The 23,779-nt window shown below is 67.8% G+C and carries 16 protein-coding genes; 9 read left to right on the forward strand and 7 right to left on the reverse strand.

What is annotated here, in order from left to right; all coding sequences use genetic code 11:
- Positions 1-20 precede the first annotated feature (20 nt).
- From xylB to H4F99_RS04635, 3 genes are read left to right on the forward strand one after another with little or no spacing between them, the layout of a single operon-like run.
- Positions 21-1,529, forward strand: a complete 1,509-nt coding sequence (gene xylB / locus H4F99_RS04625) for a xylulokinase (protein WP_182668563.1) — start codon at positions 21-23, stop codon at positions 1,527-1,529.
- Between the two features lie 14 nt (positions 1,530-1,543).
- Positions 1,544-2,881, forward strand: coding sequence for a xylose isomerase (xylA, locus tag H4F99_RS04630; RefSeq protein ID WP_182668564.1), 1,338 nt, complete (start codon positions 1,544-1,546; stop codon positions 2,879-2,881).
- Positions 2,882-2,906: 25 nt separating this feature from the next.
- Positions 2,907-4,352: a sugar porter family MFS transporter gene (locus tag H4F99_RS04635; RefSeq protein WP_425487991.1), complete on the forward strand. Its 1,446-nt coding sequence runs from the start codon at positions 2,907-2,909 to the stop codon at positions 4,350-4,352.
- Between the two features lie 145 nt (positions 4,353-4,497).
- Here H4F99_RS04635 and H4F99_RS04640 read toward each other — a convergent pair whose 3' ends face one another.
- From H4F99_RS04640 to H4F99_RS04655, 4 genes are read right to left on the reverse strand one after another with little or no spacing between them, the layout of a single operon-like run.
- The gene (locus tag H4F99_RS04640; protein WP_182668566.1) at positions 4,498-5,781 is read right to left on the reverse strand and encodes a TRAP transporter large permease; all 1,284 of its coding nucleotides are present in this window, start codon (positions 5,779-5,781) and stop codon (positions 4,498-4,500) included.
- A 3-nt stretch (positions 5,782-5,784) separates the two neighbouring features.
- Entirely contained in the window at positions 5,785-6,318 is a 534-nt protein-coding gene (locus H4F99_RS04645; protein WP_182668567.1) for a TRAP transporter small permease, read from the reverse strand.
- Between the two features lie 8 nt (positions 6,319-6,326).
- Positions 6,327-7,319 carry a TRAP transporter substrate-binding protein gene (locus tag H4F99_RS04650; protein ID WP_182668568.1) on the reverse strand — a complete coding sequence of 331 codons (993 nt, stop codon included), beginning with the start codon at positions 7,317-7,319 and terminating at the stop codon, positions 6,327-6,329.
- Entirely contained in the window at positions 7,316-8,146 is an 831-nt protein-coding gene (locus H4F99_RS04655; RefSeq protein WP_182668569.1) for a 2-keto-4-pentenoate hydratase, read from the reverse strand. The genes H4F99_RS04650 and H4F99_RS04655 overlap by 4 nt, the downstream gene beginning before the upstream one ends.
- A gap of 188 nt (positions 8,147-8,334) precedes the next feature.
- Between H4F99_RS04655 and H4F99_RS04660 the strand changes: the two genes are divergently transcribed.
- The 5 genes from H4F99_RS04660 to H4F99_RS04680 all read left to right on the forward strand — a co-directional run bounded on the left by H4F99_RS04660 (position 8,335) and on the right by H4F99_RS04680 (position 15,571).
- Positions 8,335-9,690: a pectate lyase family protein gene (locus H4F99_RS04660; protein WP_220481035.1), complete on the forward strand. Its 1,356-nt coding sequence runs from the start codon at positions 8,335-8,337 to the stop codon at positions 9,688-9,690.
- A 68-nt stretch (positions 9,691-9,758) separates the two neighbouring features.
- The gene (locus H4F99_RS04665; protein WP_425487992.1) at positions 9,759-10,709 is read left to right on the forward strand and encodes an alpha/beta hydrolase; all 951 of its coding nucleotides are present in this window, start codon (positions 9,759-9,761) and stop codon (positions 10,707-10,709) included.
- On the forward strand, positions 10,699-12,318 hold the full coding sequence (locus tag H4F99_RS04670) for a carboxylesterase/lipase family protein (protein WP_182668571.1): 1,620 nt from the start codon (positions 10,699-10,701) through the stop codon (positions 12,316-12,318). Before H4F99_RS04665 ends, H4F99_RS04670 begins: the two co-directional genes overlap by 11 nt.
- Positions 12,319-12,337: 19 nt before the next feature.
- Positions 12,338-13,186 carry a rhamnogalacturonan acetylesterase gene (locus H4F99_RS04675; protein ID WP_246371311.1) on the forward strand — a complete coding sequence of 283 codons (849 nt, stop codon included), beginning with the start codon at positions 12,338-12,340 and terminating at the stop codon, positions 13,184-13,186.
- A gap of 21 nt (positions 13,187-13,207) precedes the next feature.
- A complete protein-coding gene (locus H4F99_RS04680; RefSeq protein ID WP_182668573.1) occupies positions 13,208-15,571 on the forward strand; it encodes a glycoside hydrolase family 95 protein in 2,364 nt (787 codons plus the stop codon).
- A gap of 230 nt (positions 15,572-15,801) precedes the next feature.
- Here H4F99_RS04680 and H4F99_RS04685 read toward each other — a convergent pair whose 3' ends face one another.
- From H4F99_RS04685 to H4F99_RS04695, 3 genes are all read right to left on the reverse strand, one after another.
- Positions 15,802-17,172 carry a pectate lyase family protein gene (locus tag H4F99_RS04685; RefSeq protein ID WP_220481036.1) on the reverse strand — a complete coding sequence of 457 codons (1,371 nt, stop codon included), beginning with the start codon at positions 17,170-17,172 and terminating at the stop codon, positions 15,802-15,804.
- A 191-nt stretch (positions 17,173-17,363) separates the two neighbouring features.
- Positions 17,364-20,135, reverse strand: a complete 2,772-nt coding sequence (locus H4F99_RS04690; protein ID WP_182668574.1) for a TonB-dependent receptor — start codon at positions 20,133-20,135, stop codon at positions 17,364-17,366.
- Positions 20,136-20,577: 442 nt separating this feature from the next.
- Complete coding sequence (locus H4F99_RS04695; protein ID WP_182668575.1) at positions 20,578-23,355, reverse strand: TonB-dependent receptor; 2,778 nt, start codon at positions 23,353-23,355, stop codon at positions 20,578-20,580.
- A gap of 81 nt (positions 23,356-23,436) precedes the next feature.
- On the opposite strand from H4F99_RS04695, the gene H4F99_RS04700 reads away from it, so the two are divergent.
- On the forward strand, positions 23,437-23,706 hold the full coding sequence (locus H4F99_RS04700; RefSeq protein ID WP_182668576.1) for a hypothetical protein: 270 nt from the start codon (positions 23,437-23,439) through the stop codon (positions 23,704-23,706).
- Positions 23,707-23,779 lie beyond the last annotated feature (73 nt).

The raw sequence follows: 23,779 nt of genomic DNA on the forward strand, positions 1-23,779 counted from the left end.
CCCGTAGAGGGGCGCCTCCGGTGAGCGTCACGCTGGGTCTGGACCTCGGAACGCAGGGCCTCAAGCTCATCGCCTGGGACGGTGAAGCGGCCGCGCCCCTGTTCGTGACGGGGGAGCCGCTGGCGTTGCATGAAGGGGCTGGCGGGGTCCGCGAGCAGCAGGCCGGGGACTGGGTGGTCGCGGCGACGCGATGCATCCAGCGCATACCCGCGGCCGTGCGCGAGCGGGTCGTCGCGATCGGCGTCTCGGGCCAGCAGCATGGTCTCGTTCCTTTGGGGGCGGAAGGCCGTGTACTGGCGCCGGTCAAATTGTGGAACGACACGAGCAGCGAAGCGGATGGCCGCGCGATCATGCAGGCGGCCGGGGGACGGGACCGTTGCATCGCGCTCGCGGGCAACCCGGTGCCGGCGGGCTACACCGCGTCCAAGTTGCCGTGGACGCGCCGCCACCGCCCCGAGGTCTATGCGGCGCTCGCGACCATCCTCCTGCCCCATGACTATCTCAACTACTGGCTGACCGGCGAACGCTGGATGGAGTGCGGGGATGCCTCCGGCACCGGGTGGCTGGACGTGCGGACGCGGCAGTGGAGCGATGCCATGCTCCGCGCCACTGACGCCGACCGCGACCTGCGCGATTGCCTGCCGCCCCTGGTCGCGCCCGACGCCTGCGTGCCCATCGATCCCGCGACAGCGGAGCATCTGGGCCTGCCGCGCCACGCCGTGGTGTCCGCGGGGGGCGGCGACAACATGATGGCGGCGATCGGCACCGGCAACGTCGTTCCCGGCAGACTGACCCTGAGCCTCGGTACCTCGGGCACGCTGTTCGCCCATGCCACACGTTTCGTGATTGACCCGGAGGCCCGCTGGGCGGCGTTCTGCGATTCCACCGGGGCGTGGTTGCCGCTGGTATGCACGATGAACTGCACGGTGGCCACGGAAGCCATCGCGGCCCTGTGCCGCATCGAACCCGGTGAGCGGGATGGACTCGTCGACGCGACGGCGCCCGGAGCCGGCGGGGTGGTGATGCTGCCTTTCCTCAACGGTGAGCGCACGCCCGACCTGCCATTGGCCACGGGCAGCCTCCATGGCCTGACGCCCTCGAACTTCGATCGCGCGTCGCTGTATCGCGCAGCGATGGAGGGTGCGACCTTCGGCCTGCGCCATGGCTATGACGGCCTGCGAGACGCCGGCTTGGCCTTCGACCGGGTGCGCCTCACCGGCGGCGGCAGCCGCAGCGCCGCGTGGCGGCAGATGGTCGCGGATGTGTTCGACCTGCCCGTCGAAGTGCCGGTCGAGTCCGAAGGCGCCGCGCTCGGCGCAGCCCTGCAGGCGCTCTGGGCGCATCGACGCCTGGTCGAGCCCGGGCTGGCCCTGGCCGACGTCGTCGACACCCACGTCGCGATCGACCCCACCCGCGCTGCCCGCCCGGACCCGCGCCGCCGCGGGGCCTATGCAGCGGCCCATGCGCGCTACCTCGAGCATCTCGATGCCATGGCGCCGATGTTGGTGCGTGGCGCTCCCCCCTCGTGACCACAGGAAAGCACATGTCCCAGAGTCCCTACATCGGTTCGACCGAATACTTCCCCGGCATTGGACGGATTCCGTTCGAGGGCGCCGGCTCCGACAACCCGCTCGCCTTCAAGCACTACGACGCGGACAAGGTGGTCGGTGAACGGACGATGCGGGAACACCTGCGGTTCGCCGCGTGCTACTGGCACACCTTCACCAATGCCGGCCACGATCCGTTCGGGCCCGGCACGCGGCGCTTCCCCTGGGAGCACCCGACACCGATGGCGACCGCCGAAGCGCGCGTCGATGCCGCGTTCGAGTTCTTCAGCAAGCTGGGCGTGCCGTACTACTGCTTCCACGACATCGACCTGGCGCCGGACGCCGACGACATCGGCGAATACGAGGCGAACCTGCAGCACATGGTGGCGTTGGCCGGCGAGCGCCAGCAGGCGACGGGCGTCCGGCTGCTGTGGGGCACGGCGAACCTGTTCACGCATCCGCGCTACATGAACGGTGCGGCGACGAATCCCGACTTCGCGGTGGTGGCGCGTGCCGCGGTACAGGTGAAGGCAGCGCTCGAGGCGACGGTCGCGCTCGGTGGCGAGCACTACGTCTTCTGGGGCGGCCGGGAGGGCTATGCCAGCCTGCACAACACCGACATGAAGCGGGAACTCGGGCACTTCGCGCGGTTCCTGACGATGGCGCGCGACCACGGCCGCAGCATCGGCTTCAAGGGCAAGTTCCTGATCGAGCCCAAGCCCATGGAGCCCATGAAGCACCAGTACGACTTCGACTCCGCGACCTGCGCGGGATTCCTGCGCGCGCACGGCCTGCAGGACGATTTCATGCTGAACATCGAAGCCAACCACGCCACGCTGTCGGGCCACACGTTCGAGCACGACCTGCAGGTCGCGTCCGATCACGGCCTGCTCGGCAGCATCGATGCCAATCGCGGCAATGCCCAGAACGGCTGGGATACCGACCAGTTCCCGACCGACCTGTACGACACGGTCGGCGCGATGCTGGTGGTCCTGCGCCAGGGCGGACTGGTCGGTGGGCTGAACTTCGATGCGAAGGCGCGCCGCGAGTCCACCGACATGCAGGACCTGTTCGAGGCCCACATCGGTGGGATGGATGCGTTCGCACGGGGGCTGGAGGTCGCCCATGCGCTGTTGCACGACTCACCGTGGGAGGCCTGGCGCGCCGGACGTTACGCCAGCTTCGACGCGGGCGCGGGGGCCCAATTCGCCGCCGGGACGCTTTCGCTGGACGCCCTGCGCGCGATCGCCGCCGGGCAGGGCGAGCCGGCCCAGCGCAGTGGCCACCAGGAACGCTACGAGAACCTCCTGAACCAATATCTGTTGCGCGCCTGAGCTGCACGGCAGGGCGCACTTCCACATGCACCGGGGACCACGAATGAGCAGCATTGCGCTTGAACGGAACGCGCCGCACGACGGCAATACCCGCTACATCCTGCTGATCAGCCTGGTGGCGACGATCGGCGGCTTCCTGTTCGGCTTCGACAGTGGCGTGATCAACGGCACCGTGGACGGACTCAGGGTCGCCTTCGATTCCGACTCGGTGGGCACCGGCTTCAACGTCGCTTCGATGCTGCTCGGCTGCGCGATAGGCGCGTTCTTCGCGGGGCGACTGGCCGACCTGTACGGGCGGCGCGCGCTGCTGATCGTGGCCGCGATGCTGTTCATCGCCTCGGCATGGGGCTCGGGCGTCGCCACGTCCTCCCTGGAGTTCGTCGTCTACCGGGTACTCGGGGGACTGGCGGTGGGTGCGGCGAGCGTGATGTCGCCGGCGTACATCAGCGAAGTGTCGGCCGCCCGCTACCGGGGCAGGCTCGCGACGGTGCAGCAGATCGCGATCATCTCCGGCCTGTTCGCGGCCTTCCTCAGCAACTACCTGCTGGCCCGGTTCGCGGGCGCGTCGACCGAGATCCTGTGGGCGGGGCACGAAGCCTGGCGCTGGATGTTCTGGATGGAACTGGCCCCGGCGGTGCTGTTCCTGCTGGCGCTTCTGTTCATTCCCGAAAGCCCCCGGTTCCTGGTGGTGAAGAAGCGCACCGGACAGGCGCGCGAAGTGCTGGTCAGGCTGTACGGCGAAGCCGTCGGCAACGCGAAGCTCGGCGAGATCGAGGCGAGCCTGGCGGACGACCACCATCGGCCGCGCCTGTCCGACCTCATCGGCAAGGCGACCGGAAAGGTCCGGCCGATCGTCTGGGTCGGCATCGGCCTGGCGACCTTCCAGCAGCTGGTCGGCATCAACGTGGTGTTCTATTACGGCGCGGTGCTCTGGCAGGCGGTCGGGTTTTCCGAGAACGACGCGTTGCTGATCAACGTGCTGTCCGGAGCGCTGAGCATCGGGGCCTGCCTGCTCACGGTGGCGCTCATCGACCGGATCGGGCGAAAGCCGCTGCTGTGGATCGGTTCGCTGGGCATGGCGGTCACGCTGGGACTGGTGACCGTGGCGTTCGCGACCGGATCGCTGGATGCGGAAGGCACGCTCCAGCTATCGGATGCGATGGGTGTGCTGGCGCTGGTCGCGGCCAATGTCTACGTGATCTTCTTCAACCTGTCGTGGGGTCCGGTCATGTGGGTCATGCTCGGCGAGATGTTCCCCAACCAGATCCGCGGCTCGGGCCTGGCGGTGGCGGGCCTGTTCCAGTGGGGCAGCAACTTCGCCATCACGATGACCTTCCCGATCATGCTGGCCGGCATTGGCCTGGCGGCGACCTACGGCTTCTATGCGCTCTCGGCCTTCGTCTCGATCTTCTTCGTCCTGAAGTTCGTGCACGAAACGCGCGGTCGTGAGCTGGAGCAGATGGAGGGCTGACCCCGCGACGTGGGGCAGAACCCGATGCGCGACGAGGCGCGTACACGACGAGGTGCGTACGCGAAGAGGTGCGTATACGAAGAGGTACCTACACGAAGGGGCGCGACCCGCCGGCCGCGCCCCTCCGGTTTTCCCGCGGTTTACGTCAGGCCTTGAAGAGCGCCGGCAACCACAGCGACAGCTGCGGGAACAGGGTGACGACCACCAGCACCAGGATCGCAGCGATCCAGAACGGCCAGATCGACTTCATGCATTCGCCGATGCCGATCTTGCCGATCGCAGTGCCGACGAACAGGACCGAGCCCACCGGCGGCGTCACCAGCCCGATGCCGCCGGCCAGCACCAGCACGGTGCCGAAGTGCAGCGGATCGACGCCGAAGGCCTTGGCGACCGGCAGGAAGATCGGCGTGCAGATCAGGATCATCGGCGCGAGGTCCATGAAGGTGCCGAGCAGCAGCAGGATCAGCACGATCAGGAACAGCACCGAGTACTTGCTGTCCGCGATCCGCCCCAGCAGGTCGACGGCCGCCGCCGGAACCTCGAGGTAGGCGAGCAGCCAGCCGAACAGGGCCGCCGTCGCGATCACGAACAGGATCACGCCGGTGGTGCGCGCGGCATGCGCGACCGCCCCGCGGAACGCGGTCCAGTCCAGCATCCGATAGATCGCGATGGTCACCAGCAACGCGTACACCACGGCGACCGCGGCACTTTCCACGGCGGTGAAGATGCCGGCGCGGATGCCGAAGAAGATCAGCGCGACCAGGCCGAGGCCGGGCAGGGCCGCCACCATGCGCACCAGCACCGCCCGCATGCCCGGGAAGACTTCGGTGCCATAGCCGCGACGCCGTGCCACCAGGTAGCCGGTGAACATCAGGGTCAGGGTCATCAGCAACGCGGGCAGGATGCCGGCGGCGAACAGGTCGGCGATCGAGATGCCCCCGCCGACCGCGGCCGAGTACAGGATCAGGTTGTGCGACGGCGGGACCAGCAACGCGACCAGCGCCGCGGTGATGCTGACGTTGACCGCGAAGTCGCGGTCGTACCCGCGGTTCACCATCTGCGGGATCATCGTGCCGCCGACCGCCGAGACATCGGCGATCGCCGAACCCGACACGCCGCCGAAGAACAGCGACGAAAGCACGCTGACCTGGCCCAGACCGCCCCGGATCCGGCCCACCAGCGCCGCGGCGAGGCTGATGAGGCGTTCGGAGATGCCGCCGCGCATCATGATCTCGCCGGCGAAGATGAAGAGCGGAATCGCGATCAGGGATGCCGTGCCGATGCCGGAGCCGATCTGCTGCACCATCACGATCGAGGGCAGGTCCAGGTACAGCAGTACCACCAGCGAGGCAGCGGCCAGCGAGTACGCGACCGGGACGCCCAGCAGCAACAGGACGATGAACACGCCGAACAGGAGGGTCATGGCCATGGGTCAGTCCTCCCTGGAGCCGCTATCGGTGATGAAAAGACGCGCGAAGCCGAACAGCACCATCAGCGCGCCGCCAACGGCCAGCGGCAGGAACGGGATGCTTTGCGGCAGTGGTGCGCCGGCCATGCTGATGGCGAAGCCGTCGGCGAGCAGGCGGGTGCCCCAGAACGCCATGACGCCGCCAATGGCGATCGTGACGATGCAGGCAAGCACGTGCGACGCCAGTCGACCCGCCGCCGGCATCGCCTGCGCCAGCAGGTGGAAGCGGAAGTGCCGGTCCTCGTGCACGGCGGCCGCCGCGCCCAGGCTCATCGCCGTGGCGAGCAGCAGCAGGGTGACCGGTTCGGTCCAGCTCGGCGAATTGTTGAGTACGTAGCGGGCGAACACCTGCCAGCCCTGCACGCCGACCAGGCCGAGCATGGCGACACCTGCGACGCCGACGGAGAGCGAAGCCAGCCGGTCGAGCATGCGCAGGGGCGCGGGGCGAGGGGGGGCGACCGCCGGGGTCGCATTTGCGGTAGCGGAAGTCGGGTTCATCGGTTTCCTCAGGCGAGGTCGCGGATCTGCCGGTACAGCGGCGCGATCCGGTCACGATTCAGATAGTCGTCCAGCAGCGGTTTCGCGGCGGCATGGAAGGCGGCGGTGTCGACGTCGTTGAAGGCGACACCATGCGCCGCCACCGAGGTACGGGCCTCGGCTTCGGATGCGTCCCACAGCTCCCGCATGACCTTGACCGACGCACGCGACACGTCGCGCAACAGCGCACGGTCACGTTCCGAGAGCGCGTCGAGCGTCCGTTGCGAGACCAGCAGGACGTCGGGCGCGTAGGAGTGCTCGCTCTGGGACCAGTAGCGAGCGGCCTCGAAATGGCGGCTGGAGTTGAAGCTGCGCATGTTGTTCTCGGCGCCGTCGATCAGGCGCGTCTCTAGCGACGAGAACACCGCGCCATAGGACAACGGCGTCGGGTTGGCGCCGAACAGCCGGAGCAGCTGGATGAAGATGTCGGAAGCGGGTACGCGGAACTTCAGGCCCTGCATGTCCGCGGGGGTGACCAGCGGACGTTGCGTGTTGTAGAAGCAGCGCGCGCCGCTGTCGTAGATCGCCAGGCCCGCGAGGCCGCGGTCCTCGAACCCTTTCAGCACCGCGTTGCCGACGGAGCCGTCGAGCGCACGGCGCAGGTGCGCCACGGAATCGAAGACGTAGGGCAGGCACAGGGCCTGGGTCAGCGGGAACGCGTTGTTCAGGCCTCCGGTGTACACGCGGGTGATGTCGATGGCACCAAAGCGGGCCATGTCGATCGAGTCGGCCTCGCGACCAAGCTGGCCCGAGTGGTACAGGCGGATGCGCAGCCTTCCACCGGTCTCGCGTTCAAGCGTCTCGCTGATCCACTTGACCGCCTCCACGGTGGGATAGCCATCGACATGCACGTCGGTAGCCGTCATGACGCCCTCGCCCGGGCGAGCGAGGCCAGGAAGCGGCAGCGCGGTGCAGGCGGCGGCGCCGAGGCCGGCCGCCAGGAATCGACGACGGTCCATCATGCCGCCGCACCGCCTGCGGTCGATGTCGCGGTCACCGCACGGCCCTCCAGTTCGCCCAGCACGTCACCCGCCTCGGTCGTGAAGCGCACGCGCGCCACCTGGCCGGGAAGAATGTCATGTATACCGGTGGCATTCCCGGTGGCAATAAGGTCGCCCGCCTTGAGCGGGCGACCACGCCTGGCCGAACGGGCCAGCGCGAACGCGATCGCTGCATGCAGGCCGCCGGGCAGCGTGGTCGCGCCCCCGCTGCCGACGCGTGCGTCGTCGATGAAGGTCTCCGCCTTCAGCCGTGCGTCGCCGAACCCGCGCCAGTCCGCGATCTCCGGACCGAGGACGAGACCGTTGTTGTTGCCGAAGTCGGACACCACCACGCGTGGACCGAGGATGTTGATGGTGGCCAGCGGGCTGCTCGCGACTTCGATGCCGGTGAACAGGCGCGCGGGCACTTCGGCGGCCTGCGCGGGCGTCCAGTCGAGTTGGTCGGCCGGGACATCGTGCTCCAGTTGCAGCACGTACTCGGCTTCCACCGCGCCGAAGCCGCCCTGGAACACGGGCAGGTCCACCGTGCCGTTCGCCTTCCAGAGGTTGCGCGCGAAGATCGGACCGAGCAGGCGCTCATCGCCCGACGCGTCCCGCCGCTCGGGGGCGATGAAGCCGACCTTCCAGCCCACCACCGTGTCCGGCCACGCGGAGATGGCGAGGTCCTGGACGGCGTAGGCGTCCACCAGCGTGTCCGGGATGGTCCCGGGGAAATCCGGAAGCGATGCGCCCGCCGCCCGCGCATCCACGAAGGCGGAGGCGATGGCCTCGCGCTGTGCTGGCGGCATGGCCGCCCCGTCGTCATTGCCTCTGCTCAAGCTGCTCCCCTCCCGGTTTGGTGGTTCTGCGCGCCGATGTTGCGGTGCACATGGCGTCATCGTTGGGTACTCGTATATGGTAAACCGGTGTCATTTTCAATGTGCAGTGCGACATAAGCTTCGCGAAAATCGAAGGGTCGCCAATCCGGAGGGTAGGCATGCAGGTTTCGAATACGGCGTCCGCGCGTTGGCCGGGCATTCTCTGTGCAGCGGTGTTGTGGCTGGCCGCGCTCTTGCCGGCACACCCCGTGCAGGCCGCAAGCGGCGACGCGCCCGTCGCGTTCCCCGGTGCGCAGGGCTGGGCGGCCCATACGCCGGGCGGCCGGGGCGGCCGGATCATCAAGGTCACGACGCTGGCGCCCGAGGGTCCCGGTTCGTTCGCCGAAGCCGTGCAGGCCAGCGGCCCGCGGATCGTGGTGTTCGAGGTGGGCGGCGTGATCGATCTGGGCATGAAAACCGTCCGGATCGACGAACCGTTCCTGACGATCGCCGGACAGACCGCGCCCCAGCCCGGCATCACGTTCATCAAGGGCGGCCTGGTCGTGGCCGCGCATGACGTCGTCATCCGGCACATCCGGGTCCGCCCGGGCGATGGCGGCCTTCCCCAGCGTGCGGGTGTCGACTTCGATTCGATCACCACCACGCGGGGTGCGGTCGACGTGATCGTCGACCATTGTTCGCTGACCTGGGCCACCGACGAGAACCTGTCCGCATCGAGCACCCGCTTCGCCGGCGAAAGCGAGGCGGAGTGGATGCAGAATGCGTCGCGCCGCATCACCTTCAGCAACAACATCCTGGCGGAAGGGCTTGCCAACGCGACCCATGCGAAGGGCGAGCATTCGAAGGGTTCGCTGATCCACGACCATGTCAACGACGTGCTCATCGTCGGGAACCTCTACGCACACAACTACGAACGCAACCCGCTGTTCAAGGGTGGGGCCCGGGGCCAGGTCATCAACAACCTCATCTACAACCCGGGCCAGCGCGGCATCCACTACAACCTGATCGCAGAGGAATGGCTGGGGCACGAGTATTCGCGCGGCCAGGTCGTGGCCCGCGGGAACGTCATGCGCGCCGGCATCTCGACCGAAGAGCTGGCGTTCTTCTCGGTCGGCGGCTCCGGCGACGTGGACGTGTTCTTCGAGGACAACCTGTCGCTCGACCGGATCGGCCGGCCGCTTCCGATGGAGGGGCGCTACACCACGGCGCCGATCGATGTCGCGGCGATGGCACGTGCGCCGGCGCTGCCGTTCGGGGTCGAGCTTCTGCCCTCCGCCGAGGTGCAGGATGCCGTCGTGGCGAACGCGGGTGCGCGGCCCTGGGACCGCGACGATATCGATCGCCGCATCCTGGCCGACACGATCGAGGGGCGCGGCACGATCATCGACAGCCAGGCGCAGGCCGGCGGCTATCCGCAGCATGAGCCGACGCGTCAGGCGTTCGTCCCGGCGGACTGGGACCTCGACACCATGGAGCCGCTCAAGCCCCTTCCGCGGCGCGAGCCATTGCGCTGATGGGGGAGCGGGCCCGGCGGCACAAGAGAACCTGGTACGCGGTGGCACTTGCGTGGATGGCGATGGCGATGCCGATGAGGCACGCCATCGCGGAGACGCCCTCGTCGGACACCCCGGAGGAAACGGCCTCGCGTATCGAACTGTGGCCGGGCGGCATCGCCCCCGGCTCGGAGCGTGTCGCGGTCGAGCAGCGGATCGTCGAACGCAGCGACGATCCGGCCCTGCCGGACCGCGTCGTCACGGGGGTGACCCGGCCGTACATGGTCGTGCACCGGCCGGCGAAGCCGAACGGCGCCGCGCTGCTGGTCATGCCGGGAGGCGCGTACCGGCGCATCGTGCTGGACAAGGAAGGCTCGGCGCTGGTGCCGGTGTTCGCCGGGCAGATGGGCTACACCGTGTTCGTGCTGCGTTATCGGCTGCCGGGCGAAGGGCACGACGCGGCGCGCGACGTGCCGCTGGCGGATGCGCAGCGGGCCATGCGGCTGATCCGTGCGCGGGCGAGCGAATGGGGCATCGATCCTGCCCGGGTCGCCGCGATGGGGTTCTCGGCCGGTGGGCACGTCGCGGCCAGCCTCGGCACGCGCTACGACGACGCGGTGCATGGGCCGGAGGACCCGATCGATGCCCTTCCGGCTCGCCCTGATGCACTTCTGCTGATGTATCCGGTGATCGACATGGGTGCATACGCCCACCCGCTGTCGCGCGAGAAACTGCTCGGTCCCACGCCCAGCCCCGCGGACATGGAGGCGTACTCGCTGCAGAACCGCGTGCGTGCGGGCATGCCGCCCACCTTCGTGCTGCACGCCGGGGATGATGCCAGCGTGTCCATCGACAACAGCCTCGTGTTCGTCGATGCGCTGCGACGGGCAGGCGTGCCCCATGAGTTCCATGCGTATGCGGAAGGCGGCCACGGCTTCGGCGTGCGCGACATCGGCGGCCTGTCGCTGGTCCTCTGGCCGACGATGGCCGATGCGTGGATGCGAGCCCAATGGAGGGAGGTGCCTGGCGATGCAGAGTGAGGACGGTTCCAGCCGCGTGGACGCAGGCCGGCGACGGCTGCTGGCCTCGGGTGCGCTCGGCGTGGGTCTCGCCGCGATGCCGTGGGGACGATCGCTGGCCTCGGGCGAAGCACCGCTTGCCACCACGCGCAGTGGCCGGATCCGCGGGTTCGATGACGGCGGATGCCGGGTGTTCCGCGGCATTCCCTACGGCGCCGACACGGCATCGCGGCGATTCCGCCCGCCGGTTCGCGAGCTGGCCTGGACGGGGGTCAGGGATGCGACCGCCTTCGGCGCCGCCTGCCCGCAGCGCGGCAGCGAGGCGCCGCAGGACGAGGACTGCCTGTTCCTCAACGTGACCACGCCGGCGCTGCGCGACGGCGGCAAGCGTCCCATTCTCTTCTACATCCATGGCGGAGGCTTCAACAACGGCTCCGGCAGCGATCCGCTCTACGACGGCGTGCATCTGTGCCGCCACGGCGACGTCGTGGTCGTCACCGTCAACCACCGCCTGAACGCCTTCGGCTACCTGTACCTCGGCCATCTCGGAGGCGAGGCGTTCGCAAGCTCCGGCAACGTCGGCCAGCTCGATCTCGTCCAGGCACTCGAATGGGTGCGCGAGCATGCCGCCGAATTCGGTGGCGACGCCGGCAACGTGACCGTGTTCGGCCAGTCGGGCGGTGGTGCCAAGATCGCCACGCTCATGGCCATGCCGGCTGCACGCGGGCTCTTCCACCGGGCCTGGACCATGAGCGGCCAGCAGGTAACCGCGGCCGGTCCACGGGCCGCCACGCAACGGGCCGAGCGCCTGATCGAGGCGGTCGGCCTCGCCGCGGGCGACGTCCAGGGCCTGCTCGCACTGCCGCCGGAGCGCCTGTTGGACGCGTCGAAGGTCAAGGATTTCTCCCGCGTGGAGGACAGCAGCCTGTACTTCGGTCCGGTGATGGACAGCGGCAGCCTGCCGGTCCACCCGTTCTGGCCGGAAGCGCCCGGGCAGTCCGCTTCGATCCCGATGGTGATCGGCAACACCCGCGACGAAACCCGTGCGTTCCTCGGCAACGACCCGGCCAACTTCGAGTTGACCTGGGAGGCATTGCCCGCGCGGCTGGAGGCGCAGCAGTTCGTCGATCTCGACGCAGCGACCGTCGTCGCCGAGTACCGCAGGCTCTACCCCCGCTACTCGCCCTCCGAGGTCTTCTTCGCCGCCACCACCGCGGGCCGCTCCTGGCGCGGTGCGGTGGAGGAGGCCGAGGCCCGGGCGCGCCAGCCAGGTGCGAAAACCTGGGCGTACCAGCTCGACTGGTATCCGGACACCGATGAGGGGCGCAGGTTCCGCGCGTTCCACACGCTGGACATCCCGTTGGTGTTCGGCAATACCGGCCAGCCCGGTTCGCGCACCGGCGACGATGCGGATGCACGCCGCATGGCGTCCACGATGCGCGATGCCCTGCTCGCGTTCGCGCGCACCGGCGACCCGAACCATCCCGCGCTGGCGCGCTGGCACCCCTACACGCTGCCGGCGAGGCAGACCATGGTGTTCGACCGCGAGAGCCGCACGGTCGACGATCCGCGCGGCGCCGAACGCGCGCTCTACCAGCGCGTTCCCTTCGTGCAGCGCGGCACGCAATGACATGTTCCCGGGAGATTTCATGAAGGCCCTCGCTTATGTCCTGTCAGCCACCTTCCTGTGCGCATCGGCGCATGCACAGCCGGTGGGCGAGCGTCCAGCGCCGACGCCGATCAGCGCCGACAAGATCATCCTCGTCGGGGATTCGACCACCCAGGTGATGAGCGGGTGGGGCGGTGCATTCTGCTCGCACCACGTCAGTTCGTTCCTGGCCTGCGTCAATCTCGGCCGTGGCGGACGCAGCAGCTACAGCTACCGTGCGGAAGGTTCGTGGGACATCGCACTCGCGGAGATGACGACCGGTGCGTACGCCAATACCTGGGTGCTGGTGCAGTTCGGCCACAACGACCAGCCGGGCAAGCCCGAGCGCTCGACCGACCTGGCCACGGAGTTCCCGGCCAACATGCGCCGTTACGTCGAGGAGATCCGCGCGGCCGGCGCGCGGCCGGTCCTGGTGACGCCATTGACCCGGCGCGTGTTCAAGGACGGCGAGCTTGTCGACGACCTGAAGCCCTGGGCCGATGCCATCCGCGTGATCGCCACGGACATGCAGGTGCCACTCGTGGACCTGCATGCGCGCAGCGTGGCGGCAGTGCAGGCAATGGGCCCTTCGCAGGCCATGCGTTTCGCGGAGATCCCCGCCCCTTCCTGGATGAACGCCGCGGCGCAGACCGGTACGACCGTCGACCACGTCGTTCCCGCGCCGGTCGAACCCCCGGCGGATCCGACCGGCCGTCCGCCGCTCGCCCAGCCCAAGTGGCAGTTCGACTACACCCACCTCGGCGACGAGGGGGCGGCGTTCTTCTCCGCCATCGTGGCCGACGAACTGTCGCGGGCGGTACCGGAGCTGCGCGGGCGGCTCCATCCCTGATCCAACTAAAGGAGTTGCCTGATGTTCGACAGGCGTCGCCGACGGCTGATGCAGGCTGCGCTCGCCGCCGCGGCCATCCGGCCCGGCGTGGGTGCGGCGGTCCCGATCCCGCCCACGTCGCCGATGCAGCCCGCGGACCTTGTGCTGCGCTATCGGGTACCCGCAAGGCAATGGGAGGACGCGCTTCCCCTGGGCAATGGTCGCCTCGGTGCGATGGCCTGGGGCGGCATCGCGCGGGAACGGCTGCAGCTCAACGAGGACACGCTCTTCGCTGGCGGTCCGTACGACGCCATCAATCCGGAGGCGCGCGATGCGTTGCCTGAAGTCCGGCGGCTGATCTTCGAAGGCCGCTACGCGGATGCCGAACGGCTTGCCGACGAGACGATGATGTCCCGGCCGCTACGCATGATGCCGTACCAGTGCCCGGGCGAGGTCTGGATCGATTTCGACGGCATGGGCGGCATCGATGACTACACGCGCCAGCTCGATCTCGACGAGGCCATCGCCCGCTGCAGCTTCCGCGCCGGCGACGTTCGACACGAGCGCGAGGTGTTCGTGTCGGCGGTGGACGATTGCGTCGTCATGCGGCATCGATGCGATCGCGACGGCGGCCTGGATGGCTTCGTTTCGATCACGTCCGAGTTGCCGCACGCCTTCGAGGCCGATGGCGCTGAGCTGCTGCTGCGGGGACGCAACGGCAGCCGGCACGGCGTCGAAGGCGCACTGCGCCATGCCATGCGCGTTCGACTCGAGATGGACGGTGGAACGGTGCGGGTGGAAGAGGGTCGCCTGCGCTTCGAAGGCGCCCGCAGCGTCCTTCTCAGGATCGCCGTCGCAACCAGCCATCGCGGCCCGCGCGACGTGTCGGGTGATCCCGAGGCGCTGACCGCGGCCACCCTCGATGCCGCCGTGAGGCGTCCGTTCGTACGCATGCGCGACGAGCACCTGGCCGACCATCGCGCGCTGTTCCGCCGCGTGTCCATCGACCTGGGACGCACGGCAGCGGCGGATCGAAGTACCGAACAGCGCATCGACCGGTTCGCGACATCGCACGACCCCGCACTGGCCGCCCTGTACTACCAGTACGGGCGCTACCTGCTGATCGCCAGCTCGCGCCCCGGGAGCCAGCCGGCCAACCTGCAGGGCATCTGGAACGACCTGCGCGACCCTCCGTGGGGCAGCAAGTGGACCCTCAACATCAACGCGGAGATGAACTACTGGCCCGCCGAGGCAGGGGCGCTGCCGGAGTGCGTCGAGCCGCTGGAACGGATGATCGCGGAACTGGCCGAGGCCGGTACGCGGACCGCGCAGGAGATGTACGGCGCGCCGGGCTGGGTCGTCCACCACAACACCGACCTGTGGCGGCAGACGGGCCCCATCGATGGCGCGCGATTCGGGCTGTGGCCGATGGGGGGCGCGTGGCTGCTGCGCCATCTGTGGGATCGCTGGGACTATTCGCGCGACCCCGATGTCCTGCGGCGGGTCTATCCGCTGTTCAAGGGCGCCGTTGATTTCTACCGCGCCGTGCTGGTGGAGGACCCGGCCACCGGTGAACTCGTCACCAACCCGTCGCTGTCGCCGGAGAATCCGCATCCGCACGGCGCATCGTTGTGCGCCGGCCCGGCGATGGACTCGCAGCTGCTGCGCGACCTGTTCGCCCAGTGCGCCGCGGCCAGCCGCATCCTCGATGTCGACCACGGGCTCGCCGAAGCGCTGGAGGCGCTTTCGGCACGCCTGCCCGAAGACCGCATCGGCAAGTCCGGCCAGTTGCAGGAGTGGCGCGAGGACTGGGACCTCGAAGCCCCCGAGCCGCAACACCGCCACGTGTCGCACCTGTATGCGCTCTATCCCTCCGACCGGATCAACCGGCGCGATACGCCCGCGCTGGCGAAGGCCGCGCGACGCTCGCTCGAGCTGCGTGGCGACGACGCCACCGGCTGGGGCATCGGCTGGCGCATCAACCTGTGGGCGCGTCTGGGCGAGGGCGCCCGTGCCTATGAGGTCCTCGAGAAACTGCTCAGCCACGCGCGGTCGTATCCGAACCTGTTCGATGCCCATCCTCCGTTCCAGATCGACGGCAACTTCGGGGGTGCCGCCGGCATCATGGAGACGATCGTGCAGGACTGGGGCGCTGCGGTGTTCCTGCTGCCCGCGCTGCCCGCCCGATGGCCCCGGGGGCGTGTCCAGGGACTGCGCCTCAGGGGCGACGCTTCGCTCGACCTCGCGTGGGACGGCGGCGTGCTGGAGGACGCGACGATCCGCACCGGGCGTGGCGGGCGCTGGCGTTTCGAGCATGCGGGCGCGGGGCTGGACCTCGACCTGCCGCCGGGCGGACGGGCGGTGATCGCTCCGGGAAGCGACGGCCGGCTGGTACGGCGGGCCTGAGTCCGGTTCTGCTTCGATGCAGCGGTCGTCTCCGCGGTCCGCGGAGACGACCTGGGCGAAAAGAAAAGGGTGGCGGACGCCGTTTTCGGGGTCGTGGCTTCGGGCCCACGAGCCCCGGGCGATCTCCGTCGCGGGCTGGAGAGAGTGACGCACCCGCGATTCGGAGATCCCCGACGCCCACCACCTGCGGTGCCATCAAGGCACCCTAGGAGGGGAAAGGGACGCGTGGGCTATTTCATCGGCCCGGCACCGAGGATCACGCGCGCGGGGACGCTGGGCGTCGGGTCCAGGCGTCGGTACAGCGTGGGTGTCCAGCCGACGTTCGTGCCGAGGGATGCCCCGTTCGCCGCGTTGTAGGCGCCGATCACGTCGACTTCGTGGTGGCGCGAGAAGCCGTTGAGCAGGGTACCTTCGATCCGCGCGGAGCTGCCGTTGTACACCTCCACCAGCAGGTCGGCGGTGATGGCGGCCGGCACCAGGAAGTGGTTGTTCTGCGCGATCAGCTGCGACTCGGCGCCGACTCCCCAGCTGTAGCCGTAGTTCGCCGCGCCGTCGCGGGTCAGGCTGTACTGGTTGTTGTAGACGTGGACCTGGCCGAAGCGTACCCGCGGCACGCGCTGGCCGAGGTCATGGAACAGGTTGTGGTGCAGGGTCACCTTGAGGCGGTTGCGGTCCGCAGACGCGGAATCCGACGAGCCGACCAGCATGGCCTTGTCGTGGTTCGCCATGATGTTCCAGGAAATGGTCACGTAGTCCGATGCATTGGTGACGTCCACGAAGCCATCGTGCACCTGGTACAGGCGACCGAAGTAGTGCGGCTGGCGATCGTCCGCGGTCGCGGCGTCGTAGAACGCGTTGTGGTCGATCCAGACGTGGGTGGCGTTCCGCACCGAAATCGAGTCGTACAGGGAGTTCCAGTTGCCGTCGTCCCCATCGGTCGGATCCCAGGCCGGGAAACAGTCATGGGTATCGGCGAAAGCCAGGTTGCGGATGATGACGTTGGCCGGGGCGTTGTTGCTGCCGCTGCCCGGCCGGATGTCGAACCATGCGCCGCGGATCGTGGCATCGCGGGTCACGCCCACGATCGTCGTGTTCGACGGTACGCGGATCCGGATGCGCGCCTGCTGCGCGGCGACGGACGCGACGCGCGCGCGTTCCTGCGGACCGGAAGGTTCGGCATCACGTCCCCAGGTTGCGGGGTCGTAATCGGCGAGGTACCGCGCCAGCGAGTACATCTCGCCGGTCTCCGGATCCGGGCGCGCGTAGTCCTCGCAGGAAAGCGGGGCACCCTCGGCATCGACATTGGCGTCGATGACGCCGGCGACCCGGATGATCTTCGGGGTCGCCGAGGGGTGCGCGAGCGCAGCGACCAGCGCATTGCGATCGCTGACGGTGTAGACGTGTTCCGGCGCGGCGGCCGAGCCACCGGTCGTGCCATTCGGCAGTGCTTCGGTGGGCTGCGCGGCCCAGCCGTCCCAGGCGGCGATCGGCTCCACGCCAACGTCGGGCGGACCGTGGCGGTGGCCGGCGGTGGCGGGGATCAGGGTGAGCGAGAGCGTACCGGCTGCAAGCGCGGCAAGGCGGGTGTGACGGGACATCATCTGACGGCTCCTTCTTTCCGGGGCGGTGAAAGCAGGCGGGCGTCATGCTTCCACGCCGCGCGCGATGGGCACATCGATGCAACGTTCACGACGGCGCGTGCGGGGGAACACGCGGGTGGCCGGGGCCACCGGGTACTGCAGGTGGACGAAGGCCCGGCGCGCTTCGCGGGCCGGGCCTCCGGGTGCTGCGGTCAGAAGCGGTAGCGGAAGCCGACCTTGTAGGTGCGGCCGGTGTGGTCGTACTCGTAGCGACGGTAGGTGTTGATGTCGGTCCAGCGGTCCTGGTAGTCGTCGGTGAGGTTCAGGGCCTCGAACGTCGCTTCCCAGTTGTCGTTGAACTTGTAGGTCGCCGATGCGTCCACGTTGAACGTACCGTCGTAGCCCTCGAACACGTTGCCCGTGCCGCTGGTGCCGGTCAGGTAATCGCTGCGGTAGGCCGCCGACGCACGTGCGCTGAACGTCTCGTTCTCGTAGTACAGGGTGAAGTTGTACGAGTGGTTGGAGAGGCCGAACAGGCGCTCGGTGATCGTCTCGCTGCCGAAGGTGTAGTCACGATCGGAGTCGACGTACGTGTAGTTGCCGATCATGCCCATGTTGCGGATCACCGGCACCGATTCCGTCATCACCGCGAACGGCATCTGGAAGCCGATCTCGTAACCCTTCACCTTGCCGCCCGGACCGTTCTCCAGCGTGCGGATCTCCCACGGACGGCCTTCCGGATCCTGCTGCGCCGGCGACGTGGGGACCAGCAGGTCCAGCGGCAGGCCGGTGGACGCGTAGGTGCCGGTACGCTCGGACGAGATCGGGCTCGACTCGATGTCCTTGTAGAAGTACGCGAAGGACAGGATCGACTCGTTGGCGAAATACCATTCCAGCGACGTATCGAACGCAGTCGCGCGGGTCGGGTCGAGGTACGGGTTCTGGTACGACACGCGGTAGTTGAAGCTGTCCACGCTGCCGCCCGGGGACAGGCTGCCCAGGCCCGGACGGGTCATCACCTCGGAGCCCGACAGGCGCCAGATGAGGTCCGGCGTCACGTTGTACGCCAGGTTGAACGACGGCAGCGTGTCGGTGTACTTCGGACGGTCGACGGTGACGTAGCTGCCGGAGTTGTATCCCGACGAACTCTGCTCGGTCTCCACGTAGCGCACGCCCACGTTGAAGGCGAGGTCGCGGTCGGCGATCACGGTGTAGCCATTCAGTTGCAGGTAGACGCCGGTGTCCTTCTCGCTGACCGTGCGGATGTTGCCCTGGTCGAGCCGGACCGGACGGTTCGGCAGGTCGATGAATTCCACCCAGGCGTCGAGGTCGGGGATCAGCCAGGTCGTGGTGGAGCCGGAACCGGTGTCGCCGTCGAAGTGGTAGAGCTCCGACAGGTCGCCGGTCGCGGGAATGCCGTACTCACCGGGTGCGCAGGTGTAGACATCGGACGCGCAGACCCCGGTGTCGCGCAGGCCGCCCCAGGTGCTGAAGTCAAACTGCTTGTAGTTGACGCCCGCCTGCAGCGAGTAGTCCGGGCTGAACGCCCACTCGATGTCGGCCTGCACGGTGTCGAAGTTGTGCTCGGTCTTGGTCGGGCGGTCGCGGAACTCGGCCATCTGGAAATTGGCCGGGTCGGTCATGTCCTCGCCGTTGAAGCCGATGACCGGGAACTCGTCGTCGCTGTAGTCGTAGTAGAAGCCGTTGTAGTCGCGGTCGTCGTAGACGAAGGTCCGCTCGTACGGGAACTCCAGCGTGGAGCGTGCGCTGCCCAGAAGCGCATGGCCGGTGACGGTGTCGCTGAAGGTCTGCTCGACGTTCACCGTCCACTGCTTGAACTCGCTTTCCCAGGCCTTCTTGAAGTTCTCGGTGCGGACCCAGGCGTTGTTGACCGTCATCGACGTCAGGTTGTTGGTGGCCGGGTCGATCACGTAGTCGACCACGTCCATGTCGTCCTCGTTGCCGCGGAACAGGACTTCGCCCCACTTCTCGCCACGCGAGGCATCGAGGTTGGAGTACAGCAGGTCCAGGTTGATGCGGGTGCTGTCGGTCGGACGTAGTTCGAGCGAGCCGGTCAGGCCAAGGCGCTCGCGCTGGACGTCGATCTCGCCGTAACGCGGGATGCGCGGGTGGAACGCGTTCGCGACTTCGGCACAGCCCGGGTCGCCAGGCGTGGCGACGCAGTCCACCCCGCCGACGGAGCGGAACTGGGCCTGCTGCCAGCGCACGGTGTTCTGGCCGAGCTCGAGGGTCTGGTCGTCCGAGTAGGCCGCCGAGAACGACACCGCCCAGGTATCGGAGGGTGACTTGTAGGCCCAGAGCGCCGCGACGCGCGGATCCACGCCGTCGGTGAGCTCGTTGAACTGGCCCTGGGCATTGGTCACGAAGGTGTGGCCCTGCTTGTAGCCGAAGGGACCGCCCGTGTTGAGGTCGACGATCGCGCCCAGCGAGCCTTCGTCCAGCTCCGCCTCGGCGGTCTTGTGGACCACGACGGAATTGAACAGCTCGGACGCGAACACGTTGTAGTCGAAGTCGCGGCCGCGATTGGGGCCGCCCTCGCCACCGGAGGAGGCAATGGCCTCCATCCCGTTGATGCGCACGCGCGTGTACTCGCCCGACAGGCCACGGACGGAGATATTGCGGCCCTCGCCCGAATCACGCGTGATGGTGATGCCAGGAATGCGCTGCAGCGACTCGGCGATGTTCTGGTCCGGGAAGTCGGCGATGTCCTCGGCGACGATGGCATCGACCGAACCGACTTCCGCGCGCTTGAGCTCAAGCGCCTCGGCGAGGCTGCCTCGGAAACCGGACACCACGACCGCGTCGAGATCGGTAGCGGTCGGATCGTTGGCCTGCTGGACGACCTCGTCTCCGGTGGCGGACTCCTGTGCAAGGGCCGCATGCGGGACCAGCTGCAAGGCGGCAGCGATTGCAACCGCCAGCGTGGTAACCGGTGTCTTTCTGATGGAACGTGTGGAATGCATGTAACCCCTCCCAAGGACTACGTAGCCAAAACACTTGGCCACTTCGTGTTGGTTGACGGCATCGAGAATGGCGACGGCCACCAATGACACCGCTGGTCAGAACCGTAACAACCGATGCCGCAAAGGTCATGCTGCGACGCGCCATTGCGTGGTATCCGCGTAACAGTTTGAAAAATGAAAGGAAAACATGCGCGTGGTGATGTTGCGGCGCAGCACCGGGGCGCCTGCGCCGCGTTCCGATGGCGCGGCGTGAGCGTGCAGTGGTTTCGATGGCACCGTTGGACAGCCAATGCGCCTGCGTCGCGCCGGATCCCGCCGTCGCCGCATTGCCCTCCCCAGCCAGCACCGCCTCCGGCGTTCCTGCGTGGTTGGGGCCGGGGACCCAAACAAAAGGCCCGGCGACAAGCGCCGGGCCCATGAAGCGTGTTGCCGGGAACGCGGGTCAGTACTTGTAGCGGAAGCCCAGCAGGTACTGGCGGCCCGTATGCGTGTACACGCTGGAGCGATCACCCACCGAGTCGACCCACTGGTCGCTCCACTCGTCCGTCAGGTTCAGCCCTTCCAGGCTGATCTGCCAGTTGTCGTTGATACGGTAGGAAACAGACGCATCCACCGTGGTGGTTTCCTTCGTGCCCTCGACGTCGTTGCCGTTGCGGCCCGGAATCGTGGTCAGGAAGGCATCCCGGTACGACACCGACGCACGTGCCGACAGCTTGCCGTCGTCGTAGAACAGCGTACCGCTGGCCGAGTTCTCCGACTGCCCGGTCATCGGGCCGACGGCCGCAGGCGCGCCCGAGGAGCTCAGGTACTGGATCTCCGACTCGACGTGCGTGTAGCTGAAGAGCACGCCGAAGTTCTGCAGCCAACCGCCCATCTCGGTGAACGGATGCTGGTAGTTGATCTCGTAGCCGGTGAGGTCGCCGCCCGGGGTATTGAGGGGCTGGGTGAAGTCGAAGTCGTCCGTCGGGCTGGCGCCCGTGCCGACCAGCAGCGAATCGGGCAGCCCCGAGGTGTTGAACGGGCGCGTCTCGCGGGACGTCTGGATGAAGCTGTCGATGTCCTTGTAGAACACGGCGACGCCCAGCAGCGCGTCGGTGCTGAAGTACCACTCCAGGCCCAGGTCGAAGGTCGTCGCCCGGAACGGGTCGAGCTTCGGGTTGCCCGTGGTGACGGTGCGTGCGCCACCGCTGACGCTCACCGTCGCACCCGGGTTCAGGAAGCCCAGGTTCGGCCGGGCCATGACCTTCGCCGCGGAGAATCGCAACAGGACGTCGGGAGTGAGCTCGCCGACCAGGTTCAGCGACGGCAGGGTATCGCTGTACTCATGGGTCACGCGCGTGGGCACCGCCACGCCGCCGACGAAGGAGTACCCATCGCTGGTCAGTTCGGTCTTGATGTGGCGGACGCCGACGTTGCCGTTGACCGGCATGCTGCCCAGGTCGAAACCGAAGTCGCCCTGCAGGTAGAAGCCGGTGTCTTCCTCGTTGACGGTGCGATTGTTGGCCGCCACGTTGGAAAGCGAATCGGATACCTCGAACAGGCCGCTGTTGCTGTAGATGTCGAACATGTCGTCGAAGGCGCCCACGTCGGGCACCACCCAGCGGTTGCTGGAAACATCGATGTCCTCGAGACCCGCTTCCTTGAGCATCGTCGCCAGCGTGGCTGCGTCGAGTACCGGCACGGCGGACTCGGAGGCACGGCGCCATTCACGCGATTCGTAGGTGAAGTCCTTGTAGTTCACGCCGCCACGCAGGGTGAACGAAGACGAGGCGACCCAGCGGAAGTCCAGCTGTGCATTGTCGAAACTGTTCTCCACCCATTGCGGACGCAGGCGGATCTCCGCGAGCGTCCAGCCGTTGGGGTCGAGCGGGTCTACGCTGCCGTAGTTGAAGTCCGGCAGGCGGCTGCTGCCGCGATAGTCGTACACGTAACCGTCGGCATCGAACTTGTCCATGATGACGGTCGTCTGCACCGGGTTGTCGTAGGTCGAGGTCGACTGGCCGACCAGGAACGACATGTCGAAGCTGTCGGTGAAGTCGATGTCGCCCGAGAAGCCCCACTGCAGGAACTCGGTGTCCTGCTCGTCCGTGCGCGACTCCGACCGGATGTCGACGTTGTCGAACACGCCATAGACGAGGTTGTTGTTGCGGACCTCGCCATCCAGCACGACGGTGGCGGGCTTGCCGGCGCCACTGCGCGAGAACGAGACCGCCTCGAAGTAATCCTCCGTGCGGTCCGCGTCGAAGGTCGCGTAGAGGACATCGAGCGCCAGGTCGATGTTGTCGGTCGGACGGAACTGCAACGAACCGGTCGCGCCGACGCGTTCCTGGTCGTGCTGCATGACGCCGTAGCGCGGGATGCGCGGGTGAAAGACGTCGGCGGAGCCCGCCTCCACGAAAGGCGAGGAGGGGTCGAAGCCGCCGTTGCTGGTGCCACGGTCCCAGCGCACGGTGCTGTGGCCTTCCTCGACCAGACTGCGCTGGGTGTAGGCCACCGAGAGCAACGCGCCGAACCTGCCGTCCGCGAAGGTATTGCTGATCAATGCGCTCGCACGCGGATCGCTGTCGCCGGACAGGTCGCTGTAACCGTACTGCCCGCCAGCGGCGAAGGTGAAGCCGTCGTAGTCGAACGGGCGCGCGGTGCGCAGGTCGATGGTGGCGCCCAGCGAACCTTCCTCGGTCGAGGCGTCGCTGGTCTTGCGCACGACCATCTCGCTGAAGAGCTCGGACGCGAAGGTATTGAAGTCGAAGCCGCGTCCGCGGTTGACGCCGCCGGAGCTGTCGGTGCCGCCGCCGGTGGCGAGCGCTTCCATGCCGTTCAGGCGCACCCGGGTGAACTGCGGGCCCAGGCCCCGCACCGAGATGCTGCGGCCTTCGCCGGCGTCACGGTCGATCGCCACGCCGGGGATACGCTGCAGCGACTCCGCGAGATTGAGGTCGGGGAACTCGGCGACGTCCTCCGCGACGATGGCATCCACGGCGCCCACTTCGCCGCGCTTGATGTCCAGCGCCTGCTCGAGGCTGCCGCGGAAGCCGGTCACGACGACCGAGTCGAGTTCCGTGGTCTGCGGATCCTGCTCGGCCGCCGGGTTGGCTGGACTGGTGGATGGCGATGATTCCTGCGCACGGGAATCGTGCGGCGCTGCCTGGAGCGCGAACGCAATGGCGATCGCCAATGCGGTGGCGGACGCCTTTCGTTGTCCAGCACGTACGGTTTGCATGTCTCCCTCCCATCGAGATGACGTGGCGTTATTGCCGTTCTGCGTTGTCGGGCGGTGTCGAGCCCGGTGCTGGAGCTGAGAATGACACCGCTGGCCAAAAAGCTAACAAATGATTTACAGAACAGCATGCTGCATTGCGCCATGCACAAAAGCGTCGCTAACGTGTTGAATTTGCTGAGGGGCTATCACCCATATTCTGCTGCTATGCAGCAAAAATGGCCCGGATCCGCCATACCCAAGGGCATGACGGGCCGTGGGCCACCCGTTGCGGCCGTCCGGACTCCCGACGCAAAGGCGCTTTCTGCGACGTCTTCTGGAGTTGACGACAGCGCGCCTGATGCCGAAGGATGACGCGGATACATGCGATGACACCGATGGGCAAACCGCTCCCGTCGCGCGCGCATGGCTTCCCCGATCCCGTTTG

The sequence above is a fragment of the Marilutibacter penaei genome (genome assembly GCF_014145395.1).
GTDB lineage: Bacteria > Pseudomonadota > Gammaproteobacteria > Xanthomonadales > Xanthomonadaceae > Marilutibacter > Marilutibacter penaei.

Coding starts and splice junctions, on each gene's coding strand:
- H4F99_RS04660 (WP_220481035.1), top strand. CDS start 8,335: ATGCAGGTTTCGAATACGGCGTCCGCGCGTTGGCCGGGCATTCTCTGT.
- H4F99_RS04700 (WP_182668576.1), top strand. CDS start 23,437: ATGACACCGCTGGCCAAAAAGCTAACAAATGATTTACAGAACAGCATG.
- xylA (WP_182668564.1), top strand. CDS start 1,544: ATGTCCCAGAGTCCCTACATCGGTTCGACCGAATACTTCCCCGGCATT.
- H4F99_RS04645 (WP_182668567.1), bottom strand. CDS start 6,318: ATGAACCCGACTTCCGCTACCGCAAATGCGACCCCGGCGGTCGCCCCC.
- H4F99_RS04650 (WP_182668568.1), bottom strand. CDS start 7,319: ATGATGGACCGTCGTCGATTCCTGGCGGCCGGCCTCGGCGCCGCCGCC.
- H4F99_RS04665 (WP_425487992.1), top strand. CDS start 9,759: ATGCCGATGAGGCACGCCATCGCGGAGACGCCCTCGTCGGACACCCCG.
- H4F99_RS04685 (WP_220481036.1), bottom strand. CDS start 17,172: ATGATGTCCCGTCACACCCGCCTTGCCGCGCTTGCAGCCGGTACGCTC.
- H4F99_RS04675 (WP_246371311.1), top strand. CDS start 12,338: ATGAAGGCCCTCGCTTATGTCCTGTCAGCCACCTTCCTGTGCGCATCG.
- H4F99_RS04690 (WP_182668574.1), bottom strand. CDS start 20,135: ATGCATTCCACACGTTCCATCAGAAAGACACCGGTTACCACGCTGGCG.
- H4F99_RS04655 (WP_182668569.1), bottom strand. CDS start 8,146: ATGCCGCCAGCACAGCGCGAGGCCATCGCCTCCGCCTTCGTGGATGCG.
- H4F99_RS04695 (WP_182668575.1), bottom strand. CDS start 23,355: ATGCAAACCGTACGTGCTGGACAACGAAAGGCGTCCGCCACCGCATTG.
- H4F99_RS04680 (WP_182668573.1), top strand. CDS start 13,208: ATGTTCGACAGGCGTCGCCGACGGCTGATGCAGGCTGCGCTCGCCGCC.
- H4F99_RS04670 (WP_182668571.1), top strand. CDS start 10,699: ATGCAGAGTGAGGACGGTTCCAGCCGCGTGGACGCAGGCCGGCGACGG.
- H4F99_RS04635 (WP_425487991.1), top strand. CDS start 2,907: ATGCACCGGGGACCACGAATGAGCAGCATTGCGCTTGAACGGAACGCG.
- H4F99_RS04640 (WP_182668566.1), bottom strand. CDS start 5,781: ATGGCCATGACCCTCCTGTTCGGCGTGTTCATCGTCCTGTTGCTGCTG.